17 protein-coding genes are annotated in these 18,745 nt (G+C 50.9%); 5 read left to right on the forward strand and 12 right to left on the reverse strand.

Annotation, left to right across the window (positions count from 1 at the left end):
• The 6 genes from F4Y39_00095 to F4Y39_00120 all read right to left on the reverse strand — a co-directional run.
• Window positions 1-663, reverse strand: a 663-nt coding sequence (locus tag F4Y39_00095; protein MYC12102.1) for a hypothetical protein, incomplete at its 3' end; no start/stop codon positions are given.
• 660 nt (window positions 664-1,323) lie between these two features.
• A complete protein-coding gene (locus tag F4Y39_00100) occupies window positions 1,324-1,704 on the reverse strand; it encodes a hypothetical protein (protein MYC12103.1) in 381 nt (126 codons plus the stop codon).
• Window positions 1,704-2,162, reverse strand: a complete 459-nt coding sequence (locus tag F4Y39_00105) for a cytochrome c-type biogenesis protein CcmH (protein ID MYC12104.1) — start codon at window positions 2,160-2,162, stop codon at window positions 1,704-1,706. Before F4Y39_00105 ends, F4Y39_00100 begins: the two co-directional genes overlap by 1 nt.
• The gene (locus F4Y39_00110) at window positions 2,159-4,144 is read right to left on the reverse strand and encodes a heme lyase CcmF/NrfE family subunit (GenBank protein ID MYC12105.1); all 1,986 of its coding nucleotides are present in this window, start codon (window positions 4,142-4,144) and stop codon (window positions 2,159-2,161) included. Before F4Y39_00110 ends, F4Y39_00105 begins: the two co-directional genes overlap by 4 nt.
• A 15-nt stretch (window positions 4,145-4,159) precedes the next feature.
• Window positions 4,160-4,597 (reverse strand): cytochrome c maturation protein CcmE, encoded by a 438-nt coding sequence (locus tag F4Y39_00115; GenBank protein ID MYC12106.1) that lies wholly within the window; start codon window positions 4,595-4,597, stop codon window positions 4,160-4,162.
• A gap of 77 nt (window positions 4,598-4,674) precedes the next feature.
• Entirely contained in the window at window positions 4,675-5,541 is an 867-nt protein-coding gene (locus tag F4Y39_00120) for a septum formation inhibitor Maf (protein ID MYC12107.1), read from the reverse strand.
• A 114-nt stretch (window positions 5,542-5,655) separates the two neighbouring features.
• Here F4Y39_00120 and F4Y39_00125 point away from each other — a divergent pair, with 114 nt between their 5' ends.
• The 5 genes from F4Y39_00125 (at window position 5,656) to F4Y39_00145 (ending at window position 13,061) form a co-directional block, all read left to right on the forward strand.
• Window positions 5,656-7,152: a sulfatase-like hydrolase/transferase gene (locus F4Y39_00125; protein MYC12108.1), complete on the forward strand. Its 1,497-nt coding sequence runs from the start codon at window positions 5,656-5,658 to the stop codon at window positions 7,150-7,152.
• A 31-nt stretch (window positions 7,153-7,183) separates the two neighbouring features.
• A complete protein-coding gene (locus tag F4Y39_00130; protein MYC12109.1) occupies window positions 7,184-8,590 on the forward strand; it encodes a sulfatase-like hydrolase/transferase in 1,407 nt (468 codons plus the stop codon).
• Window positions 8,591-8,771: 181 nt separating this feature from the next.
• Window positions 8,772-9,791, forward strand: a complete 1,020-nt coding sequence (locus tag F4Y39_00135) for a TIM barrel protein (protein ID MYC12110.1) — start codon at window positions 8,772-8,774, stop codon at window positions 9,789-9,791.
• Window positions 9,792-9,961: 170 nt separating this feature from the next.
• Window positions 9,962-12,238 carry a 4Fe-4S binding protein gene (locus tag F4Y39_00140; protein MYC12111.1) on the forward strand — a complete coding sequence of 759 codons (2,277 nt, stop codon included), beginning with the start codon at window positions 9,962-9,964 and terminating at the stop codon, window positions 12,236-12,238.
• A gap of 169 nt (window positions 12,239-12,407) precedes the next feature.
• Window positions 12,408-13,061, forward strand: a complete 654-nt coding sequence (locus tag F4Y39_00145) for a polyisoprenoid-binding protein (GenBank protein MYC12112.1) — start codon at window positions 12,408-12,410, stop codon at window positions 13,059-13,061.
• Window positions 13,062-13,232: 171 nt separating this feature from the next.
• On the opposite strand, the gene F4Y39_00150 is transcribed toward F4Y39_00145, so the two are convergent.
• The 6 genes from F4Y39_00150 to F4Y39_00175 form a co-directional block, all read right to left on the reverse strand.
• Window positions 13,233-14,210: a TlpA family protein disulfide reductase gene (locus F4Y39_00150; protein ID MYC12113.1), complete on the reverse strand. Its 978-nt coding sequence runs from the start codon at window positions 14,208-14,210 to the stop codon at window positions 13,233-13,235.
• Between the two features lie 164 nt (window positions 14,211-14,374).
• Window positions 14,375-15,598 carry a hypothetical protein gene (locus tag F4Y39_00155; protein MYC12114.1) on the reverse strand — a complete coding sequence of 408 codons (1,224 nt, stop codon included), beginning with the start codon at window positions 15,596-15,598 and terminating at the stop codon, window positions 14,375-14,377.
• 60 nt (window positions 15,599-15,658) lie between these two features.
• Window positions 15,659-16,960 carry a TIGR03435 family protein gene (locus tag F4Y39_00160; GenBank protein MYC12115.1) on the reverse strand — a complete coding sequence of 434 codons (1,302 nt, stop codon included), beginning with the start codon at window positions 16,958-16,960 and terminating at the stop codon, window positions 15,659-15,661.
• Window positions 16,923-17,423, reverse strand: a complete 501-nt coding sequence (locus F4Y39_00165) for a hypothetical protein (GenBank protein MYC12116.1) — start codon at window positions 17,421-17,423, stop codon at window positions 16,923-16,925. The genes F4Y39_00160 and F4Y39_00165 overlap by 38 nt, the downstream gene beginning before the upstream one ends.
• Entirely contained in the window at window positions 17,420-18,163 is a 744-nt protein-coding gene (locus F4Y39_00170; GenBank protein ID MYC12117.1) for a hypothetical protein, read from the reverse strand. The genes F4Y39_00165 and F4Y39_00170 overlap by 4 nt, the downstream gene beginning before the upstream one ends.
• Window positions 18,153-18,713, reverse strand: a complete 561-nt coding sequence (locus F4Y39_00175; protein ID MYC12118.1) for a sigma-70 family RNA polymerase sigma factor — start codon at window positions 18,711-18,713, stop codon at window positions 18,153-18,155. The genes F4Y39_00170 and F4Y39_00175 overlap by 11 nt, the downstream gene beginning before the upstream one ends.
• Window positions 18,714-18,745: the final 32 nt, after the last annotated feature.

Below are 18,745 nucleotides of genomic sequence, written 5' to 3' on the forward strand. Positions count from 1 at the left end.
AAATAGAACAGCATATAATTCCACATTTGTCAGCAATTTATTCCAATTATTTCTCACCGTAAAAGTCAACTCATCTAAAAATTCGCCATCAGTATAATTTGCATTGATTGTAACAATGTTCGCATTAGAGGTATTTGCTCTCAATGTCCATAACCAATCTAAATAAAAAACAGAATGATCCACACTCGCACTGTCTGGCATATCTGCCCATATTGAATTCACATATATATAACCTTCACCTAACGGTGGAATATAATCTATTCTAAAGGCTGCTGAATCCGAATCTTTGTAGAAATGTGTATATATCTGAGCATGATTACCGATAACTCTGCCATAATCTATACCTTGATCTTCCCATGCTAACGAATAGCCATTTTTATCTTTCCAATCGACATAAAGTTCAAAATTATATGCTCCAGCATAACTATTGTTGTAAATACTCGCCGAATAATAGTCTAACGAACCATCATCGTTATAGTTAAAATAAAAATTTCGCAATTCAAGATTATTTGTAACCTGTACAGATTGAGACAATGCAATTTTGGAACTTCTCTGCATAGCTGTCAAATCATGGAGACTAAAAATCATCTGACCTTTTTGTTCAGAACACCATACATTCGAAATATTAAAAAGAATGAAACAAAAAATACCACATCTAAACATAAAAAATCTCCTTAAATGATTACAATAATTAGAATCCTGATATCCTTCGGTACACTCGAAGTATAATTCCCCTTTGCTGGCCTTATTTATTCGCTAAAACCATTCCGCACAGCGTGTGAGTCCGTCTCGCAGCGGGCATTGTTATGCCGTTCTAACTGTGCAGGTCACAGCATGGCGTATTACCACGGAAACGATTTACGCTGTGCCAGCCCCTCGGCGTTTGAGAGCGGCATTTTTTGCCTACTTTTCTTCAGACGCTCATTCGCGTCTTCTCTGGTGACAAAAAGTAGGTCGCCGAAGGCATGAAAAGCAATATAGAGAAAAAAGCTATATACTTCGCTGTACCACAACAGATTGATTTACCATAGTCATTCAAATTGGGTCATGCCTGCTCGCTTTCGAGCTTTCAATAATGTATTGAGCAACTCAAACTCTGGCTCAAGGCGATCATATTCTGCTTTTACATCCGGATTGTTTGCCAACGCTTCTTCTATATCGAGTGAAATCGGATCGAATTTATGGGCAGTTTTTTCATAGCCTTTCATCTGCGTCTATCTGCGAAAAACGTTCAAATGAACTGGCCTGAGAATCGGCCAGTTGTACACCGCTCACTCGCGTTTTTTTCTGCGGATAGTATTCATCCGTGTTCATCTGTGTTCATCAGTGGTTGCGTTTTCTTCTGGTGCGGCGGATGGCGGCGATTTCTTTTTCTATCTGGTCGGAGATTCCCTGCGGTTTGGGGGCGGGACGGTCTGCCTGGCTGGAGGCTTTGTCGAGGGATTTGATGAGTTCTACGGCCTGCGCTGTATAACGGGCGCGGGTTTGCCGGTAGTCGTCTTCTTCGACTTTTCCCATGCGGTGGTCAAAGTCGAGTTCGCGGATGGCTTCATAGACCATGTCGCGCTGTTCGATCAGTTCGCGGCGCCGCGCTTCTCGGCGGGATATCTGGTTGATGGTATTGGCGTCGCGGGGGTCAAATAGCGGTGTGAATACAAAGAGCAAGATGCCCGCTGCGATGAGGATAAAAGCGGCAATGGTCATTACTCGCGCTCCTTGAGATCGCTTTCGAGGCGGTCGAGGTACGGGTCGTCGCGCGCGGGTTGTGCTGCTGGTGTGGCGGGACTTTTTGTTTTTGACCAGGCGCGGAGTACGCTGCGTACGGCGAAGAATCCGATGAGGAGAACGAGGGGCGGCATGAGCCATGCCGTGAGGTTGAAGCCTTTGGCTGGCGGTTTGGAGAGGATTTCCAGGCCAAATTCACTGATATAAGCATCGACAATGGCCTGTGGCGTTTGACCGGAGGCCAGCATTTTTTTGATGCGTTCGTGCTGTTGTTGTGCATATCCGCAGATGCATTCGTCCAGTGGTCTGCGCGGGCAGTCGCCGCACAGGCAGGCGAGTTCTTTGCCGACTTCTTTGATCTGTTCCCGGGTCACTTCGGCGCGGACGGGGACTGCGAAGAGGAGAAAGAATATTGGAATCAGGAGTGCGGGCTTCATGCCATCGCCTCCCGCATTTGCAATGCCTGTTTTTCGCGTTTGTCGGGCCACATGACGACGATGGTGCCGATTGTGATTATCCACGCGCCTATCCAGACCCACATGACGAGGGGGTTGATGTACAGGTGAAAGAGGGCGACTTCTTCGTTGTCTCGCATGTCAACGCCCTGATAGAGCGCGTAGAGGTCTTCTCGCAGGTTGGATCGTATGGCGACTTCTGTGGTGGTTTGTTGATCTTGTCGCTTGTAATAGACTTTCTGGTGCGGCCACATGGTGCCCAGTCGCTGTCCGTGTTTATAGACGCCGAGCTGAGCGACGATGTCCGCGGTGAGTGGGTTGACGGATTCGGTAATGCCTTCATAGATGAGGGTGTAGGGTCCGATGTCGGTGGATTCCATGTATTTGAGTTCGACCTGGGAATCTTTGTTGAATGCATTGCCGGTAAATCCGATGAAGAGCAGGACCACGCCAAAGTGGATGATATAACCGCCGTATCGACGGCGATTTCGCCGGGTGAGGTTGACGATGGCGCGGAGATAGGATTCGCCAGAACTGCTGCCGCGTGCACGCGCGCCGCGGTGAAATTCGGTGATGATTGTGCCTGTGACAAAGCCGCAGAAGAGGAAGGAGATGATGGCGTAGATGTCGCGTACACCGAGGGCGATGGCGACGATGCCGCAGATCAGTCCCATGATGCTCGATCCCGTGAAGTGTTTTCTCAGGCTTTTGCCCGAGGTGCGTCGCCAGGCGAGCAGAGGTCCTATGCCCGTGAGTACGAGCAGGAGCAGGCCGATGGGGACCATGACGGTGTTGAAGTAGGGGGGACCTACGGTGATTTTGTCACCGGTAACGGCTTCGGAGATCACGGGAAACATGACGCCCCAAAAGACGGCGAATGTGGCGGTGAGGAAGAGCAGGTTGTTGAGTAAAAAACCACCTTCGCGGGAGATGGGGGATTCGTATTGTGTTTTGGTTTTGAGCAGGTCCAGGCGCGAGACGAGGAGGAGGCTTGAGAAGATGACGATGAGGACGACCAGGACGCCAAACCAGGGTCCAATGGGGGATTGGGCAAATGCGTGTACAGAGGATACGACGCCGCTTCGCGTGAGGAAGGTGCCGTAGATACACAGGGTGTAGGTGGCGATGATGAGGACCATGTTCCAGATTTTGAGCATGCCTTTTTTTTCTTGTATCATGACAGAGTGCAAGAAGGCCGTGCCCGTTAGCCAGGGCAAGAGGGCGGCGTTTTCGACCGGGTCCCAGCCCCAGTATCCGCCCCAGCCGAGGACGACGTAGGCCCATTTGCCGCCGAGGAGTTGGCCCGTGCCCAGGAAGAACCAGGCGAGGAGGGTCCAGCGGCGGGTGGTGCGAATCCATTCTTCGTCGATTTGTCTGGATAATAGGGCGGCCATTGCAAAGGCAAAGGGTACGGTAAAGCCGACGTAGCCGTGATAGAGCATGGGGGGGTGGATGGCCATGACGGGATGGACGAGTAAGGGGTTCATGCCGGTTCCATCGGGCAGGGCACGCGGCATGGTGACAAATGGATTTTCGTGGATGCAGATGAGCGCGAGGAAGAAGGTCAGCGTGAAGGACATGATGGCCGTGGCATAAGAGGCGAGGGGACCGCGAAAGGCACGGGTTTTGATGACGGCAAAGAATATGAATCCGGATAGGATCAGTGCCCAGAGGAGGAGCGATCCTTGCATGCCGGACCAGACGGCTGTGAATTTGTAACCGGTGGGCAGGTCGCGGCTGGAGTGGGTGGCGATGTAGTAGATGTCGAAGCGGTCTGTGAGGAAGAGCACTTCGAGAATGGCCATGGCGGAGAGGCAGAGCAAAAAACCTGTGAGGACTGCGCGTTCCGTGCTCAGTATAAGGCCCATTCGCCGGGTTTTGGCAGCTAATATTGCGGCGATTACCGCATAAGCTGAGGTGAATAGGGCGATGTAAAGAAGAAAGTTGCCGAGTTGTGGGAGCATGTGTTTGGGTCTCGTCTATTCGTACGACGCTTTGATTTCTTCGTAGCTCTGGCTTTCGTATTTGGAGGGGCATTTGGCGAGCATGTCGTCGGCTATGAAGATGCCATTGGGTCCGATTTTGCCTTCGAGTACGACGTCGGCTTCTTCTCGGAAGGTGTCGGGTACGACGCCGCTGTAGCGGATGGTGCGTTTGCTGGCAGATGGGTCCTGGTCGATGAGGTCAGAAATTTCAAATTCGACGGTGCGATTGCCGTCTCGGGAGATGATGGAGCCGGGGATGACTTTGCCGGCGAGTTTGAAGCGGGTGTTGGCAAATTCGGTTTCGCGCGCTTCTAGTTCGGAGACGGTGAGGTAGTACAGCGACATTTTTTCAGAGCTGTACACGATCATGGTGAGCAAGCTGGCGACAATGACGGCAAATCCCGCGATGAATTTTATTTTTTTGGTGGTCATCTCAACCTCTGCGCTTTTTGGTAACTCAATGGGGTTTTCAGACGATTAAAGATAGATAAGTCGCTTGAAATTCACAACTATTTTAAGCCCAATTGTGCGCGATGGACGATGTCTTCAATTTTGTTTTTGTTCCAGTAGTCGATCATCGTAGCATGCGTTTTGCGCGCTGTGGTCGTGGTCCAGCGACCCCGGCGTTGCGTGGATTCTTCCCAGCCGAGGATGGCGTGGGGATAGTTTTTTTCAAAGGTTATGGCGAGTTTGCGGCCAATGGAGGTGTACGCGAGGGTGTAAACCGAGGTCTCGTTTTCTGCAGTGAGTTCCGCATTGGCGGTCTGGACATCGGGGAGGGTGTGTGTCAGGCGCTGGAATAGCATGCCGGGGATGATCTGGATTTCACCTGTGGGCAAACGCTCGGGTGCCAGTCGGATGCGCGTCCAGATTTCGTCTTCGAGGATGGCGCCGGGCAATGTGAGGTCGCGGTCGCCATCGCTTTGAAAGTACGATCGCAGTGTGGCTTTGTATTTGCCGTTGCGATGGTTTATCTGGGCAAAGGTGTGTCCGCACCATTCCTGGGCTGTGCTGGTGACTTTGAGCGTGCGCGTTTGGTCGGGGGCTACGGGTGTGAATACAGAGGTCATGATGGAGTAGGGATAGAGACCCGTTGTAAATTGGCGCATGGCGTTGAGTTTGAGTACGGAGGTGCTCGACCCGTCGCCGCGTTCGTGCTTTACGTGTTTGTCTGTGAGAAAGTTCTCGGTTACGAAGATGAGTACGGCGTCGCCATCGTATGTGTCGCGATATTGCGCTTGTTTGAGTTCATAGCGGGTGATTTCCGCGAGTCCGGCGTACCACTGTTTTTTGAATGCGTCATCCCAGGGTTTTACTTCTGCATGGGTTGGGGCGAGGAAGAGGATGGCGAAAAATATGGTGACTAAGTGTCGCATTGTGTGCTCCTTTTGAGGGATATGGGTAGGGGTTAATATAGTACCGCGAAATTTTTGTATTGGTGGTATATTGGTATGTGTGCGGGCATGAATATAACAATATGGAGTGATAATATGCGACCGAATTTTTTGATTTTTTGCGTGGATCAGATGCAGGCGTATTGTATGGGTTGCAATGGGCATCCGGATGTACAGACGCCCAATCTGGATCGTCTGGCACAGGATGGCGTTTTGTTTCGCCGCAATTATTGCTCGCATCCGGTGTGCCAGCCGTCGCGGGCTTCTTTGATTACTGGATTGATGCCTTCGCAACACGGGTTGATACAAAATGGTATGAGTTTGTCTGAAGATATGCCGACTGTGACGGGGGCGTTGTCCAGGGCGGGGTACCGCACGCATGCGGCGGGTAAGTTGCATTTGCAGCCTTTTTCGGGTGGTGATTCCTGGGAGAATCGACATCGGTGGTATAGCGGTGAGGTGACCCATTTGCCCGAGGGGTATTACGGTTTTGGCGAGACGGATTATGTGGGTGGACATGTGAATTACGTTTGTGGAGATTATCGAAATTGGTTGGAAGAAGAATATCCCGATGTCGCGCAAAAGGATCATCCGGAAGACGGTCCTTCAACATGTGTTCCTTATGCTCAGCTTTCGGCGTATCAGAATTTTGGCTATCAGACCTGGAAGATTGATCAAATTCCGGCTGAGTTGCATTACAATCACTGGATTACAGATCGCACAATGGCTTTTATAGATGGTTTGGGCGCGGGTGAAAATTTTTTTGCGTGGTGTTCTTTTCCCGATCCGCACCATCCGTTTGTGGCTTGCAAGCCGTATAGTGAGATGTATGCCCCAGGGTCTTTAACCCTGCCGGAGACGTTTGTTGTTGACGAAGATCCAGCTTCTGATAGTTTGCTGCGGAGAGTGGGTCCCGCATGGTTTAATGGCGATGAGGAGGATTTGCGGCAGGTGATGGCGCAGACTTATGGTATGATTTCGCATATTGACGATAATGTGGGTCGCGCGATTGATTTTTTGCAGGCGAAGGGTTTGTACGATAATACGGTTGTTGCTTTTATCGCAGATCACGGCGAGTACCTGGGGTCACACCATTTGTGGCATAAGACGCCCTATCAGTGGGAGGAGTTGTTGCGCGTGCCGTATATCTGGAGGGTGCCCGGGGGGCGGACGGGTGTTTGCGATGATGTGGTGAGCAATCTGGATTTTGTGCCTACTGTGCTGGATTATGCGGGGGTAGATCAAAGTGCTATGCGGTTTCGGCGCGAGGATTGGGCGGTTGAGGGTTTTGAGTTGCCGGGGTGTTCGTTGAGAGGTTTTATTAATGATGGTACGGATATGTCCGATCGCGCGGCTTTGGTGGAGATGGGGTCCATGCGGACGCTGATCACAGAGCGCTATAAAATTGTGGTGGATGCTTCGGGTATTGGACATAATGTGCTGGTGGATCTGGAGAGTGATCCACGCGAGAAAGTAAATTTGTGGGATCATTCAGAGGCGCGGGATGTGAAGGCGGGTCTTTTGACGCGCTTGATGCGGGAGAGTATTCGCTGTACGCGTATGGATAATCCCAAAATTACACCTGGTGCATGATGTCGGGTGTTTTTCAAATAGAGGAGATGTTATGGATAGCAAACCAAATGTTATTGTCTTTTTTACGGATCAACAGCGCTGGGATTGTATGGCAGCGCATGGCAATCCCCTCGGTATTACACCCAATCTGGATCGCGCGGCGCAGCACGGGACACATGTGTACAATAGTTTTACATGCCAGCCCGTGTGCGGTCCGGCGCGTGCGTGTTTGCAGACGGGGATGTACGCGAGTGAGACGGGTGTGTATCGCAATGGGGTTGCGCTGAATCCGGATCACAAGACGCTTGCGCATTGTTTTAATGATGCGGGTTATCACACGGGATATATTGGGAAGTGGCATCTGGCGACGAGTGGACGCGGTTCTGTGCCCGTAAAAGCGCGCGGTGGGTACCAGTACTGGCTCGCGGCAAATGCGCTGGAGGGGACATCTGATACGTATGATTGCGTTGTTTACGATCATGACAATCAGGAGGTGAAGTTGCCCGGTTATCGGGTGGATGCGCTGACCGATGCGGCGATTCGGTATGTGGATGAACATCAGAGCGATCCCTTTTATCTGTTTATTTCGTTTTTGGAACCCCATCACCAGAATCATCTGGACGATTATCCGCCGCCGGATGGGTATCGCGAGATGTATGCCGGGTACTGGACACCGCCCGATCTGGCGGGATTGCCCACGCATCCTTTAGCCGAGGGCGAGTATCCCGGCGCGGTTCCTGCAGGGGGGAGTACACAGCAGCATTTGGGCGGGTACTGGGGCATGATTAAGCGTTTGGATGAGGCTTATGGACGGTTGCTCGATGCGCTGAAGAGTCTGGGGCTTTTAGAGGATACGATTGTGCTGTTCACTTCTGATCACGCCTGCCATTTCCGCACCCGCAATAAGGAATACAAGCGTTCGTGTCACGAGAGTTCTATCCGCGTTCCAACGGTGTTGACGGGTGGTCCGTTTACGGGAGGGGGTACGTTGGGCGAGTTGGTGAGTCTGGTGGATTTGCCGCCTTCGCTGTTGGATGGCGCCGGGTTGGAGATTCCCGATCAGATGTCGGGGCGTTCCATGCTTCCCATTTTGGGGGGTGGTGGTCGCTCGCTCGCAGATCCATGGCCGGATGATGTGTTTGTGCAGATTTCAGAGAGTGGTATTGGTCGCGCTGTTCGCACAAAGCGATGGAAGTACGCGGTCCAAAGCGATGCGATGCCGCCCGGTGCAGAGGGTGCGAGGAGTTATGAGGAGGCGTATCTCTACGATCTGGAGGCAGATCCGTACGAGTTGCGCAATTTGATTGGCTATAGTAGCCACCGTCCCGTTGCAGATCGAATGAAGGCGCGGTTGCTGGGCTATATTCGAGATGTTGAAGGGTATGTTCCCGAGATTGTCGATGCAGAAGAACGGCAAGGTGGTCAACGGCGGGTGTCCGATGCCGAGGTTGAGAGTTAAAAATTAAGGAACGGTTACAACTGCTTGGCAGTTTATTGGGATGTGAGGAGCAGTCAGGAACATGCGTTGTAGAGCCGTCATTGCGGCATGTCCCCTGCTTAAATCATGCAGGGGCATGCTTTAGCCGCAATCCAGTGGGTGGCTGGGCGGGGACTGATAGCTATACAGGAGGCGATGAGAGATGTATATTCAAGATCAGGTTCATTACGATAATTTGGACGATGATATTTTGAGTTTTTACAGGGCGATTAGTGTGGATTCGATTCATCTCGAGTTGCGGGGTGGACGACCGCCTGCAAAATCAGCGAAGCGCAGTAGTACGGGTGTGGCGAATACGACGCTGGCACAACGGCTTCGCGCGGGGGAGGATTGTACGGAGGCGTTTGAGAAGGCGCGGGAGTTGGTGGAATCCCATGGTATGAGGTTGAATAATATTTTTATGCCGTGCTGGGAGGAGATTGCGCTGGCAATGGAGGATCGAGATGAGAAGATTGGATTCTGGTGCCAGATGCTGGAGTCGCTGGGGAGGGCGGGAATTCCGTGTTTGGGCTGGAATTTCAAGCCGATGGGGAATTTTCGGACGCCTTCGGATACGGGTCGCGGCGGGGTGAGATATAGTACGTTTGATTATGCGTATTTTAGTGAGAACCGGCCAGAGCAATTCGATCCGCCCGTTTCAGAGGAGACGATGTGGGCAAATATGGAGGCGTTTTTGCAGGCGGTGATTCCCGTTGCAGAGAAGGCGGGGGTGCGTATGGCGCTGCATCCGGATGATCCGCCGATTCCAGAGCCTCTGGGCGGTATTGCGCAGATTTGTTCGTCGCTGGATCAGTTCAGGCGTACGCTTTTTGAGATTGCGCCGGGCGAGCACAACGGAATGCTATTTTGCCAGGGGTGTATGACGGAGTTGCTGGGTGAGGGTGTTTATGATGCGATTGCCGAGATGGCTTCGAATAATAAGATTGTGTGGGTGCATTTCCGCAATGTGAAGGGTCAGTTGCCGCGGTTTGTCGAAGTTTTTATGGATGAGGGCGATATCGATATGAAGCGCGCAATGGCGGTTTATCGCGATAATGGGTTCAATGGTCCGTATATGATGGACCATACGCCGGGTTTTGCCCATTCCGCGTACACGCGATTGCACGGGAAGGCGTATGCGATTGGGTATATCCGCGCGTTGATTGACGATGTTTATGGGTGACGCAAATTTTGGAATTGACGATGTGAGTTGGCATAATTATTCTGTGCGTGCGAATCAGCGAATCAACGAATCAACGAATCAACGACGGAGTTTGTAACGACTTTGGGTGGTTGGGCAGGGTTCGTCTATTCGTCTATTCGTCTATTCGCGCTTTTTTCGGAGAAGGGAAGATGTTTGGATTTTTGAAGCGGTATATGCACTGGTTGCACACGCGGTGGCCCTCGGGCACGGTGGAGAAGTTGCCAGAGATGAATGAGGATGGGTCAACGGCGGTGCCGGGGCTTTATATTGTGGGGGATTTGACGGGGATTCCGCTGTTGAAGTTTTCGTCGGATACGGGGGCGCGGGCAGTGCAGACGATTGTGGGTGATTCGGGTTTTGAGCGTCGGACGCATAGGGATGGGGTGCGCGATCTGGTGATTATCGGTGGTGGGGTTTCTGGTATGGCAGCGGGTATTGAGGCGAGAAATCGTGGATTGGATTTTGTGCTGTTGGAGGCGTCAGAGCGGTTTTCTACGGTGGTGAATTTTCCAAAGGCGAAGCCGATTTACACGTATCCGACGGATATGGTTCCGGCAGGTGATTTGCAGTTTTCGGATCGGGCAGATGTGAAGGAGCGGTTGTTGGATGAGTTGGAGGAGCGGACCGCGGATATCGAGCCGGTGTTTGCGCGGGCGGAGTGCGTGCAGCGGGAAGGGGATGTGTTGCGGGTGGTGATTCCCGAGGATGAGGATTTGCTGGCGCACCGGGTGATTGTGGCGATTGGTCGGTCGGGCAATTTTAGAAAGTTAAATGTGCCGGGCGAGGATCTGGATAAGGTGATGAATCGGTTGCACGATCCAAAGGATTATGCGGACCAGGATGTGCTGGTGGTTGGTGGCGGTGATAGTGCACTGGAGACGGCGATTGCGATTGCCGAGTCCGGTGGGCGGGTGACGCTGTCGTATCGGCGCGCGGAGTTGAGTCGCCCCAAGCCCGAGAATGTGGAGAAGATTGAGGTGCTTTCGGGCGGGGAACACTTGCGAATGGCGCTGCCGAGTGAGGTGAAGGCGATTGGTGAGCAGGAGGTGGTGCTTTCGACGGGTGAGGGTGATGAGGCGATGCCCAATGATGCGGTGTTTGCGATGATTGGGCGCGAGGCGCCGCTGGATTTTTTCAGGCGGTCAGGTGTGCCGATTAGAGGGGAATGGCGCGTGGGCACTTGGGTGTCTTTTGCGCTGGTTATGCTTGCGTGTGTGTTTGTGTATCACTGGAAGACGGGTGCGGGGATTCCGATTTACGAGTGGTTTAAGGGGGCAGAGCTGTTTCCGTTTAATTTGATGCCTGCAGAGGATAAGTCGGGTCTTTTCGGGACGGTGTGGACGTCGATGACGCAACCGGGTTTTTATTATTCGCTGGCTTATTGCGCATGTGTGGTGGGGTTTGGGATTCGCAGGATTAATCGACGGCAGACGCCTTATGTGACGGTGCAGACGGTGACGCTGATGGTTATTCAGTGTGTGCCCCTGTTTTTGTTGCCGTACATTTTTTTGCCGTGGCTGGGTCACAATGGTTGGTTTTCCGATGGGGCTTTTTTAAAGCCTGTGGCCGATGCGTTGTTCCCGGCGACGGAGTGGGATGCACACGGGCGGGAGTACTGGCGGAGTTTGGGTTTTATTCTGGCGTGGCCGCTGTTTTTCTGGAATGTGTTTACGAGCCAGCCGCTGGGGTGGTGGTTGGGTATCAGTCTGGTGCAGACTTTTGTGGTGATTCCTCTGATTATCTGGCGTTGGGGCAAGGGGGCTTATTGCGGGTGGATTTGTTCGTGCGGGGCACTGGCAGAGACGATGGGGGATATGCACCGGCAGAAGATGCCGCACGGTCCTGTTTGGAATCGAATGAATATGGTGGGGCAGGTGATTCTGGTTCTGGCTTTTGTGCTTCTGGCGTTGCGTATTGCAGGCTGGTTATTGCCTTATGATCACTGGGTGAATGCGGGGTATATGGGGCTGTTTATGGGGAAGGATGTGAATTGGGGCGGTCTGGTGTTTCCGCTGACGTTTTTGAATTATCAGTGGTTTGTGGATTTGTTTTTGGCGGGTATTATTGGGGTGGGTTTTTACTGGCATTTTAGCGGGCGAATGTGGTGCCGGTTTGCGTGTCCCCTCGCTGCGTTGATGCATGTTTATGCGCGGTTTTCGCGGTTTCGGATTTTTGCGGATAAGAAGAAGTGTATTTCGTGTAGTGTGTGTACGTCGGTGTGTCATCAGGGTATCGATGTGATGAATTTTGCGAATAAGGGTTTGCCTATGGAGGATCCGGAGTGCGTGCGGTGTTCGGCCTGTGTGCAGAGTTGTCCGACGGGTGTGTTGTCGTTTGGGCAGATCGATCCTGTGACGGGTAGAGTCGCCAGGGTCGATGGGCTGGCAGCGTCGCGAGTGGTGATGGCAGAGGAGGGTGAAGGGTGAAGTACGTAGGGGCGGGTTCCCGTATAAAGGCACTACGGGACAGGCCCCGTGCCCGCCCGTTTGTCATCGCGGCATGCTTAAAGCCGCGATCCAGAATGTTTTGGTTAATATAGAGCCGGGGGTAATTTTCACAGGACTCTGCTGAGTCTAAAGTTAGAGGAGGGTAGTAATGTTGAGAGTCATACGTTTGTTGTGTTTGGGGCTGGTGTCATCGCTTGTGATGGCGGATACGGGTTTTGCCGAGAAGTACCAGATTGATCGATCGCATTCGTCGGTCGGGTTTTCGATTCGGCACTTTGTGAGCCGCACGGCGGGCAGGTTTAATCAGTTTAGTGGCACGATTGATTACGATCCTGCCGCGCCCGAAAAGACGATGATTGAAACGACGATCCAGGCGCGGAGTGTCGATACGGGGAATCAGCGTCGCGATGATCATTTGCGCGGTCCAGATTTCTTTGAGGTGGAGACTTTTCCGACGATTACGTTTAAGAGTACGTCGGCTGTGAAGGAAGGGGAAAAAATTCTGGTGACGGGTGATTTGACGATGCACGGCGTGATGAAGAGTATTACGATGCCGGTGACAGTGCTCGGCATTGGTACGCATCCGCAGCGTGGCACACCTCTGGCTGGTTTTGAGACCGAGTTGACGCTGTTGTGTTCGGATTTTGGCGTGAATAGCTGGGCGAATTTTGCCAATGTGCTGGGGGATGAGGTGCGGGTGAATATTACGATTGAAGCGGGTCCGCCCAGACAGGCTCGAGGCCAGCAAGGTCGTCGCGGTGGTCAAGGTGGCCGTGGTGGTGGTCGCGGTGGCGGGAATTGAGCAGGAGGAAAATCCTTTGAACTGGCCTGAGAAACGGCCAGTTGTACCCCGCTCCCCGACTCTCGTCATCGCGGCATGCTTAAAGCCGCGATCCAGAAGGTTTTGTTTGTTATCGCTACAACAAAAATCCCATCCTGTATTCAGGGTGGGATTTTTGCTCAATCGAATCCATCATCGCGTTGGACTACTCAACATGATGCTGGTTCTGTTGTCTTTCCATATAAGGCTTAATCGCGTATCTTCGGCCTGCTTCCAACTCAGGTGGTTGGACGGATTTCTGCTATATGGCCTACCTGCCCCATACTTCAGATTGAATTCATCTTTGAACATCTGAAAGGCTTTTTTGTCTGGATCTTCTCTGATACTGTATGAGGCCGAGCGCAATCTGTACGTGCCTACCTCGTCTCGATAGAACTTATAGGAAAGATCGATATTCAAACCAGACAATGTGCCTGCATATCTCAAAGACTTGTAAGAGCCATAGGGACCAGTGAATGTGCCTCTGCGCCCTGGAAGCATTTTCCAATCTTCCGCTTTTTTTAATTCTTCCTCTGTCATGCCCCAATGTACATCGCGCATGTCCAGTTTTTCTGTACCAGCAAAATTGGAGATAAGTTCGGTCGGTTTTGGCAATTCGGGAAGCTCTATTTCTACTTTTTCCCCCTTGAGAGCCTTTTCAAGCATGCCAGATGAGAGTTCTGTTGGATGGAACGACGCGGCGATTATGCCCTTTTGGTCGATCACAAATGTCCGTGGGATGCTCCTGATACCATAAGCTTTGAAGACTGACCGATCCGTGTCCAGTCCAATCCACGATTTCATTTCTTTCTTTTTTAGAAATGGTGCAACTACGTCTTCATCTTCACGGGTTACGGAGATAAATTGTACCGGCTTATCGCGAAATTCCTCGTTTAACTGGTTTAGATGTGGGATTGCTGCCACACAGGGCGCGCACCATGTTGCCCAAAATTCCAGGACGACAACGTTGCCCTTTAATGCGGATAAGCTTTTTTCACCTTCTGGCGCTTGCAGGAATTTTTCAATGCCCAATTCTGGCGCAGCCTGTCCAATCAGGCTCTCCTGCGCTATGACATTTGTAGCAAATATCTGAAAAATGATTGCAATTTTTAGTAGATGAGAGCGATACATGGGGCGTCTCCTCTATAAAATCGTGGTGAATAACACACACCCGCCAGTTCCAAAAAAATATAGGGAATTAGATACTAAAAAGCGATAGGCTATTTACTGGTGAAAATAAAAAAATCCCATCCTGAGTTCAGGGTGGGATTTTTGTTTATAGTTTTTCTATTGTTTCACATCTCAGTAACTACAACTCTTTTTTTCAATATGTCGAGGTCGATTTTTTGGCTGGCATAGGCTTCAATGTCGCGTTTGGCAATGCGGAATAGGATGCGGTCGGGAGGTTTAATCTCGGTTGTTTTGTCTTTGTAGCCGATTTTGAAATTGCTCTGTCCGATGAGGTTGGTGTGAACGATGATGGATTCCTCTGATGATAAGCCGCGCAGAGTTGCACTGTAGTAGGCGAGAGTTGCCAGGACCTTGGCTTTGAATGCGTCGGTGTTCCTGGTTTCGAGGTGTAATGGATCGGCCTTTTGCGAGACGAGAAAGAGTGCGCCTATGTCCTTTTGATAGAGACCCGTGCTTTTGGTGCCACTCAGAAAGTGGAGATCCGTATCCTTTTTGAGTGTATTGGTCAAAAGGTCGGCCATCATGTCGATTGAGTTGCTGCGTACACCCTCTGGTTCGTGCTCGCGAAAGGTTATTCGATCACGGAAGGCTTTTTCGTCAATTTTCCCCCGGTTGTATGCTTCGATATCGCGTTTGGTGACGGTGGCTTCGAGGAGGATACGGGTAATTTTGAATGCCCTGTTTTTGAAGTGTTCAGATTTTTTAAAAGTCTCCATTACGTGTTTTTTGATACGTATTGAGTCGGATTGGATGGACCTGATGAATTCTATGGATGGAGATCGAAAGCTGTGGAAGTCGCGTTCTGATGAGTTCAAGAGAATGGTTACGCGATCGTCATCTTTGAGTTGTCCAATGGCATTTGCATAGGTGCCTAAAAATTCGACGATTTGTTTTTTTATGGCTTCATTTTGACTTTTAGAGGCTTCTGGTTTCTTTGCGAACATGGAAAATTTGAAGATGACTTCTTCATTTTCACTGCTTTTGTCGCCTCTACTCTTCTGTATTCGCCAAACACCTCTGGTGGAGTTAGCGGGTGTAGCAATGTCACCGCTTTCGCCTTTACGGATTATCTGCATTTGAAGCCTATTTATTTCACCGTATTTTATCCCGCCGTTGGCAATGAGCAAGACGCCGTGGTTTTCGATATAAAGACCGGTTGTGGAAACATTTTTTTCGTCAAAAAATTGGTCGAGTATGCTTTCCTGAATGGAGAGGTCGCGTTTCATGCGTTTCCAGTCCATATCCGCAAAGGTCGAAGTGCAAAATGTAAAGAGAGCTATTCCCGAAAAGAGGACGGTTTGCGCGATTTTTGTCACGATGTGTTTCATTTTGAGTTCTCCTTTTTTCAAACTCGTGGATGTGGGCCAGGTCGTCTAGGGGAATCTGCATCAACCATCGGTATCATTTACGACCAGGAATTCAATTTCCCGCTGTTCTTTTCGAATTTGTAACCCGAGCTGTTTTTTCAGAGCCGCGAGCACGGAATTGGGATCGTCTTTGTCATAGGTGAGTTCCCAATCGTATTTTCCTTCTACCCCAGTACCATCCTCTACGATACGCTCTAAAACCTGCTCCAATGAGTTCGCCAGCATGCTGATTTCACCGTTCATTGTCTTTATCCTGCCATGTCCACCCATTGTCATAGATCCCGATGAACTCATTACTGAGGGCTTCAACTTTTCTGCGCTGTCTTCTCCAGTCGTGAGTACAAGGACTTCAACAGGTTTTTTCTGGTTGGAAACGCGCAACTGTAGTGATGTCGTCAATGCTTGTTGGAATAGCAATTCGAACTGATTGGTCGGCAGTCTGACGGAGATCTCGTACCGCGACTCTAAAAGTGTCTCTGGACCCAGAATCCGCGTTGTGGGAACACCATAAGCCATGCTTAAAATCTGGTGCAATGTTTTGCTCTCTGCCTCCCGTTGTTTGTATCCTTTTGAAATCTTGCTTGAACTACGGCCGCCTTCTTTTTCTGTAGGTGCAATCAGAATTTTGAAGATGGGATCGGTGCCTTCGTTTGCGACAGTTTTCGGTTTTGGCAATTTGGGACGCTCTATTTTTTCTCCCTTGATGACCTTTTTAATTATGTCAGATGAAAGCCCTACCGGATGGAGCGAAGCGGCGATTATGCCCTTTTGGTCGATCAAAAATGTCCGTGGGATTCCCCTGACACCATAAGCTTCAAAGGCTGACCGGTCCGTATCCAGTCCAATCCACGATTTCATTTCTTGTCGTTTTAGAAATGGCGCAATTATGTCTTCACCTTCATCTGTTACTGAGATAAACTGGACTTGCTTATCGCGAAATTCCTCGCTTAGCTGGTTCAGGTGTGGAATCTCTGCCACGCAGGGGGCGCACCAGGTTGCCCAAAATTCCAGGACGACAACGTTGCCCTTTAATGCCGATAAGCTCTTTTCACCTTCTGGTGCTTGCAGGTATTTTTCCATGCCCAGTTCTGGGGCAGTCTGCCCAATCAGGCTCTGCTCTCCCATTACATTCATAACCAATACTTTGGCCTGCTCAACTGTGCTTTCCTGTGCTATCACACTTGTAGCAAATATCTGAACAATTATTGCGATTTTTAGTAGATGAGAGTTATGCATTGGGATTTCTCCTTTTGTAATGAAAGTGATACATGTGACCTGTCTCCGGCTACGGCTCCTTCCGGCCCTCGGATGTGGCTGAGCCATGGCTGTGGTGTGCCACCGGTGTCAATCTATAAGGGGTATGGCTTGTGCCAGGATACACTCTGCGTTGTACTCGCGTGGGATGGTGCGAGATAAATATAGAATTTATGTTGTCGCCGGGTCTCAGAAGCAGGTCGCTTGTGGTGTAGATGGCTTTGTCAGCCGGGCGCAGGAGCAGGTCGCGGGTGTTGAATTTGTCGTGTGATTGATAGCGTTCTGAGATAGAGATACGAACTCTCCTGCGTATGGAATCGGCGATTGCCTTGCGTAAGGAATCGGGATGTATCGTATGGGGCACCGATATTGATATTGTATCAAGTTGTACGGTTTTTACCCGGATGTGCGATGGTGCTGGCCTGTTGTTGCCTTTGCCCTCCGCTTTGTCAGATGCGTGAATATTCCAGACGAGGGATAGCAGGATCGGTACTGTCATCAGTACTGTGAGTTTTCCGATTTCGCGTTTCATGGAGTCTTTCTTCTTGTGGGTATCGTGCGGTATGGTCCGTTATCTACGGGTACGCTGTTAATTTCAACTGCTTTATCATAAACAGGAGCTATCTGTCGCAGGATGTGGTCGTAGCGGGTTTCCTGTGTGTTGTAGAGGATCTGTAGTCCGCGGTCAATGTGCAGGAGGTCCTGTTGGCGCTGGGTTTCGAGTTCGCCTACGAGGCGAATGAAGGTGTTGTTGACTTCATTGCGCTGCTGGTTTTGCGATGTTTGGACGAGGCGATTAGTGTAGTCGATTAGATTTTGTTGATGGATGATAAATTCGCCGAGGGTGATGGGGGCGTCCAATGAGGGGACTTCAGTGGTGTCGGCTATGGTAACCCGTTCAGGAGAATCGCTAGATCGCAGGCTAATAGAGGTGTGGAATGCGCCGTCTCGTATGGCAAATTCGATGTTGAGAAGGGTGAAGATGAGGATTGCGGCAATGGCTACACCCGCAGTTGCCCAGGTTTTGGGATATCGCATGGGGAGCAGGTTTTGCCAGAGGGTTTGGCGTTCTTGTACGAAGAGGAGGTTCAGGTCGGGTTGTTCGTCACCCCAGGCATTGAGGATGCGGGATGTGCTGCCCAGTTCTTCAAGGGTTTGGCTGCATGACGGGCAGGTTTCGATGTGTACTTTGAGGCGTTCACGCGCTTCTGGACGGATGTCTTCGTCGTAGAGGTAGGCGATGAGTTGTTCGCGGATGATGTCACAGTTCATAACGCACCATGTCCTCGCTGATGTGCCAGCGGTCAAATATTTTTTTCAGGGCAGAGAGGCCGTAATACATTCTGGATTTGACGGTGTTGATGGGCACTTTGAGTGTTTCGGCAATTTCGGTGAATTTTAGTCCCTGATATTCTTTCATGATGATGACGACGCGCTGTTCCTCAGGCAGATTTTGCAGTGCGCGGTTGAGCAGGTCCCGAACGCTTTGTTCGTGAACCATCGCGTCTGGGGGCGTTGTTGTGTCTGCTATAGGGATGTCGAGTGTGTCGAGGGAGACGAGGGTGCGACGGCGGCCTGCGTCTCGGCAGGCGTTGAGCGCGATTTGATAGATCCACGAGGTGAATTTGTCGGGGTCGCGCAGACGCCGCATGTTTTTGTACGCGCGAATAAAGGTTTGCTGACATAGGTCGCGCGCGTCGTCTCGATTGCCCACATAGCGCAGGACAAAGTTGTAGATCGGACATTCCCAGCGTTTGACCAGGGTGTTAAAGGCCGCGATTTGTCCGGCTCGGAACTGGGCAATCAATTCCGCGTCGTTCATTAAATGAGAGACCGTGTTTGGGGTTCTGTGTG

This window comes from Gemmatimonadota bacterium (assembly GCA_009838845.1).
GTDB lineage: Bacteria > Latescibacterota > UBA2968 > UBA2968 > UBA2968 > VXRD01.